At 59.1% G+C, this 4,868-nt stretch carries 8 protein-coding genes and 1 pseudogene; all 9 read right to left on the bottom strand.

Annotated elements, in window-relative coordinates; genetic code table 11:
* Nucleotides 1-310: pseudogene (locus tag G9X67_RS34420) on the bottom strand (hypothetical protein); the annotation flags it as partial.
* Complete coding sequence (locus G9X67_RS34415) at nt 310-723, bottom strand: hypothetical protein (RefSeq protein WP_171600757.1); 414 nt, start codon at nt 721-723, stop codon at nt 310-312. The pseudogene G9X67_RS34420 and the gene G9X67_RS34415, both read right to left, overlap by 1 nt.
* On the bottom strand, nt 720-1,073 hold the full coding sequence (locus G9X67_RS34410; protein WP_171600756.1) for a hypothetical protein: 354 nt from the start codon (nt 1,071-1,073) through the stop codon (nt 720-722). Before G9X67_RS34410 ends, G9X67_RS34415 begins: the two co-directional genes overlap by 4 nt.
* Nucleotides 1,073-2,413 carry a hypothetical protein gene (locus tag G9X67_RS34405; RefSeq protein ID WP_171600755.1) on the bottom strand — a complete coding sequence of 447 codons (1,341 nt, stop codon included), beginning with the start codon at nt 2,411-2,413 and terminating at the stop codon, nt 1,073-1,075. The genes G9X67_RS34410 and G9X67_RS34405 overlap by 1 nt, the downstream gene beginning before the upstream one ends.
* 101 nt (nt 2,414-2,514) lie before the next feature.
* The gene (locus G9X67_RS34400; protein ID WP_171600754.1) at nt 2,515-3,144 is read right to left on the bottom strand and encodes a hypothetical protein; all 630 of its coding nucleotides are present in this window, start codon (nt 3,142-3,144) and stop codon (nt 2,515-2,517) included.
* A complete protein-coding gene (locus G9X67_RS34395) occupies nt 3,144-3,494 on the bottom strand; it encodes a hypothetical protein (protein WP_171600753.1) in 351 nt (116 codons plus the stop codon). The genes G9X67_RS34400 and G9X67_RS34395 overlap by 1 nt, the downstream gene beginning before the upstream one ends.
* The gene (locus G9X67_RS34390) at nt 3,478-3,933 is read right to left on the bottom strand and encodes a hypothetical protein (protein WP_171600752.1); all 456 of its coding nucleotides are present in this window, start codon (nt 3,931-3,933) and stop codon (nt 3,478-3,480) included. The genes G9X67_RS34395 and G9X67_RS34390 overlap by 17 nt, the downstream gene beginning before the upstream one ends.
* Before the next feature lie 66 nt (nt 3,934-3,999).
* Nucleotides 4,000-4,431, bottom strand: coding sequence for a hypothetical protein (locus G9X67_RS34385; protein ID WP_171600751.1), 432 nt, complete (start codon nt 4,429-4,431; stop codon nt 4,000-4,002).
* Nucleotides 4,432-4,443: 12 nt separating this feature from the next.
* The coding region (locus G9X67_RS34380; RefSeq protein WP_171600750.1) for a DUF5309 family protein at nt 4,444-4,868 on the bottom strand (425 nt) is incomplete at its 5' end.

Here is a 4,868-nt window from a genome sequence, read left to right as displayed (position 1 = left end):
CCGAACGCGTATTGTTCAGCGCCTCGAGTTGTCCGGAATTGTAGCCGCCATTGTTGATGACGCCCTGAAGCTGACCGGATAGACCGTTGCCGCCAAGGTTGGCGTTCGCCTGGTCGGTGATGGCATTCATGCCCTGCGTCGTCTTCTGGTCCCATGGGACGACGGTGGAATCGCCATAGACCTTGGCACCAATGCCCCTATCAAAGTAACTCTGCGCCGCGTTGATGCCCTGCGTGAGAGCGGGCTGCGCTGCCTTCCACGGCTCGCTATTTGATTGCGTCGTTGTCTTGTTGCTTCCACCACCTGGCATTAGTGCACCTCAACCGTTTCCCAGAGCGTGCGGACGCGCCCCGTGACATATTTTTCAATGAGACGCCGCCAACCCTTGCGGCCTTGAGCAATCAAGCGGTCAGTGCCGCCGATTTTGGCTTGGGAGACTGCGAATTCGTAGAGATCTCGCATCCATAGTTCGGGTCGCGATCCACACAGCCCGACGCAGCGGAAAACCTGCCCTGAAGGCCATGTTTCGAAGCGCCAAACGGAGGAAACGACGACTTCCCGTTCAAACCCGACGATGAGGAACGCGTCCCCACGTCGGCACATCTGCCACAGTTCAGCCGATGATGTAGCCCCGCCGGTTTTGTCGCACCCGATCTGCATTTTTTCGCTGATCAACTGCCAAATCTGGTCGACTTCCGCCGAATTCGCGATGGCGATCCTCATTGCGAGCGAACCGGGCTGACTTCGGCGATGACGGCCACGACATGCAGGGCATTGGCGCCGGAGGCGATCACCTGCAGCGTCCAGCCATCAGGCAGCTGAACATTGTGTTCCTTGATGAACAGCGTGATATGCGATGCGATCGGGAAGACGTCATAGATCTTGTAGACGTTCGTTCCATCGGTCATCTGGAGCGTGAAATTGACGCTGCCGGCGCTGTCGTTACAAACCGACATGCTGTCGAGAGAGCCACGGAGATTTGCGGATCCGGTGTAGACGTTGACCGCGGTCGTTACCGTCAGATCCTTGCAGATCGTCTTTACGTTGGCGATGAATGGGATGTTGACGCTCATTATAGGCCACCACTCGGAATGCCGCTGACGTTCAAGGCGCTGAGCGATGACCACCCGTCTTCAGCCGGGATGATGGCGCGGAAGGCGTGGAGCCTGGCGTCGGCCCGGAAATCGAACATGAACGACCTGCTGTTTCGTGTCTGCTGCGCGGTCCATGTCGGTGTGTCGTCGTGCGAGTCCAGCACGCCAGTCGCAATCGTAATCCCTGGGCTGTCGCTGATGGCGCGAACGCCTGAGACGAACGCCCTGCTTCCAGGAACGATTTCGGTCTGCCCTGTCTCGATCGTTGCCTGTTGCGCCAGTCCGGTGAAGAAGCCGAGCCGAAAGGAGGCGTCGAATCCTGCGAAGGATGGAGGGCCTCCGCCATAAGCCGAGCTGTCCAGCGAGAACGGCAGCAGGTCGATCGAGGACGAGATCGCATCGAGGTCTTCAAGCGTCTTGGCCGAGGTGGCGAACACGCCGAGACCGGTAACGATCGTGTCGGACTGAAACCAGCGATCCAATTGCCAGGCATAGCCGAGGATATAGCCGTTGCCGCTCGCGTCCTCGTAGCGCCACATGACCACCTTGCGGAAGGGATCATAGACGCCCTTGATCTTTGAGCGCGTCCCGTCTGTCGTTACCGTCTGTATCCAGCGGTCGACACGTTCAGCCCCGATCGGCGTTGCTGAAGCGCCGCGGTAAAAGCCGGTATCGGAGTAATAAACGAAATCCCCGCGGCCGATATCGACCAGCGACAGCGGCGCGGCGCATCCTCTTCCTTCGGCAAAGGGCGAAAAGGTGAACACATAGCCCGAGGAAGGATCGAAGATCATCGATCGGAAGCCGGAGCGAAAGGCCAGGGTGGCGCCGGAGCCGTTGACGCTGATCGCCTGCAGCTCTTCACCATCGGGGAAACTGTTCGTGTCGCAGAGTTCCTCGCCAGGAACCCATTGCTCCGAATTGTTGATGCCTGACCAGTGAATCGCGGCGGCGTCGTTATTAAGCTGGAACAGAGCCACGAAATCGCCGATCACCTTGACGAAGCGAGCTTTTGGTGGAGTTCCGGGAAGATCGGCAAAATCCGTGCTGGTGCCGATATCGTAATATTGAACAACATCGTTCAGGTTGGTGGCGATGATGCGGGCTCCGAACACGTCGAAAGACCACTCATCCCCATCTGGGACAGCGTATGGAGCACTGGTGCCGGAAACGTCAGTCAGCGTGCCGTTGTTGTTGACCAGAAAGAGGCCGGTCGCTGTCCCGCAGATCGTCACCTGCACTCCGGTTGACAGTCTCGCCGTGATCGAGCCACGCGGCGCGGTCGGGAGAGCATCAGCGAGAGCCACAAGCGACGGCATTGGCCCCCATCCATCGGCGATCGGCAGCGCGTTGACAGCGACAGCCGTGGCCGCGCTAGTGTAAGGCGCTTTATCGGGCTCGAACGGCGGGAAAGGCACAATCACGGCGTCTTAAAACTCATTCGAGTTCCAACCTTCGCGTATTCGCTCAACTGATCCGTGAGGTTCAGGCCATCGATCGTCGCCGCCACCATGGCCTGTGAGCGTGCGAGCAACGCATCATCCTTGTTGAACATGGCGAGGTGCATCAGCGCCGCCTGCAAATAGAGGCTCGGCATCTTGGTGAGCAGCCAATTGCTGGTGACCAGATCAGAAAGCGCGGGAATCGCTGCATAATAGACGAGATCCACATCCACGCCCGAGGTCGGGAAGACATAGATGGTCGATCCGGTGATGGAGAACGTCGTCGAGAGGCCGGCCGCCCCATCTGCATATGCACCGCTCGTATAGCTGCCGGTCGCGTAGGAAAGCGGGTTTGGCAGAGACGACATGGAGCGAGCCGTCTTGTATTGCAGGTAATCGCTCGGCAGCGTGCCTACGCCATCCGTCATGGTGAGAGAGGCTAGCGTCTGCATCTCACGGACACGCAGCGGAGCTATTCCCCTAGCCGGGACGCCCCAGTTGAAGCCGTCCGTGGCAAAGGCAATGCAGTTCGCTACTTCTGTCGTGCTGGCAGCATCGGAACGCGCCGCCCAATTAAGGACGGACGTCTGAAGGGCGGCATAATCCATCAGATTTTACCTTTGAACGTCCGGTAAGGGCGGGCATGTTCGGAATTCAGCCACCATTTCAAATGATCCCGATCACCTTCTTTGATCTTTTCCATGATCTGGTGCTGCGAGCTGTAAAGCACGTTCAGCGGGATGCGGCCGACGACCTGGCCGTCGCCCCAGCGCTTGCCTTCGCTCTCTGCATAGAGGCGCTTGTTGTCCTCGACGAGTTCGTCATCCGCGAGGAACTCGGTCTTGACGACCTGCCGGCCATCGGGAAGCATGGCGATCCAGTAACGATGACTGGACGTCTCCCGGAGGAGTGTCCAGTCAAGGTTGTCGACTCCGCGAAGATCAACGGATCGGGTCATTGCGTTCGGCGATCTTCTTTTCGATGACGGATTGCGCTTCTGCGACCGGGAGAGCGATGAATTCGCCGGCCGGAACCTTCGCACGCTCTTCTTCATTCGGCGGACGATAGACGCCGCCTTCTCCCTGGATCTGGAAGTCGGGGCTGATCGGGCGATAGTTCTTGACCAGCTTGACGGGGAAGAGCTTCTCGGAAGCCTTCACCTTCTGCTTGATCTTGTCCTGGCCGGCATCCTTCTTGAATTCCGGCTGCTCGTCGTCAACGGGGATGAAGCGCTCTTCTCCCTGGGGCTCATGGAAGCGAGTGCCCTGCCCTTCGGCCGCAGCCATCGTCTCGGTGCCCTTTTCCTCAATGGCTTTCTTGAGGTCGTTGTCGCTCATCTTGCCATCGACTGTGAGGCCAAGAACGCGGGCCTGCTTTTCGAGTTCAATGCGGCTCATGGCCGTATCCTTTCAAAAGGGGTGGGTTCCCCCGTAACCAAACGATTAGCGGGGGAATTTGTTTCGTTAGACCGTGGCAGAGAACGGCGTTGCTTCCGTGCCGGTGCCAGACATGATGATGTTGACGAACCAGAAGCCGGCCGCGACATCCTTCAGGATGATGCGATCGCCCTTGATGCCGCCGGTCGTGGTGCCGTTCAGGGTGATCGTGTCGGAGGTGGCCGCCGTTTCGAAGGCGACCAATGTATCGGCGGCGTCCTGTGCAACGATGGCAACACCGCTCATGACGTCGGTAGAGTTTGCCACCTTGACGATGTTCGAGTTCGACGTGACAGTCGTGTTGACGAAGAACTCGAACGTGGAGCCATCACCAACCGAAGCCGGCAGCGTGCAGGTGATGCCTGCTGCGCGGGTCAGGTTGAGCGTGGTTCCGCTGTTGCCTTCCGAGGTCAGCGTATAGGTCGCCGCCGTAAGGGTTTGAGGCTGCATACGATCCATGATGATGACTCCTTAGCTCGCCGACGTCATGCCGAAGATATCGGCGATGACCGCATGTGCGGCTTCGTTGTTGACTATCAGCGTGTATTCGACGAGCAGAACCTTCTTCTCCTGGTCGCCGGTCTTGGCCGGATCTTCGCGATGGATGTCGCGGAGGGTGCCGAGCTTGGCCATCGACGGATCGATGAGGAAGGCGTTGCGGGCGATGGTGGCGCCGGCACGTGCCATCTGGCGGTTCGGAACAACGGTCAGGGTGCCGAAGTCAGACAGATAGGCATCGGCCGCCGCGACGATCGTGGTCTGCGAGGTTCCCTTTGCCGCGAAACGCTGCTGCGCCACGTTGGCATCGCTCATGAAGGTGGAGAACACCGTCTTTGCGTAGGGAGACAGCATCAGGGTGGTGGGATTGCCGCCCGCGACGTATGCTGCCGAGATCG

The organism is Rhizobium sp. WYCCWR 11152 (assembly GCF_013087615.1).
GTDB lineage: Bacteria > Pseudomonadota > Alphaproteobacteria > Rhizobiales > Rhizobiaceae > Rhizobium > Rhizobium indicum.
The sequence above is the reverse complement of the archived record's forward strand: the minus strand, read 5'-3'. Positions and strand labels throughout refer to the sequence as shown.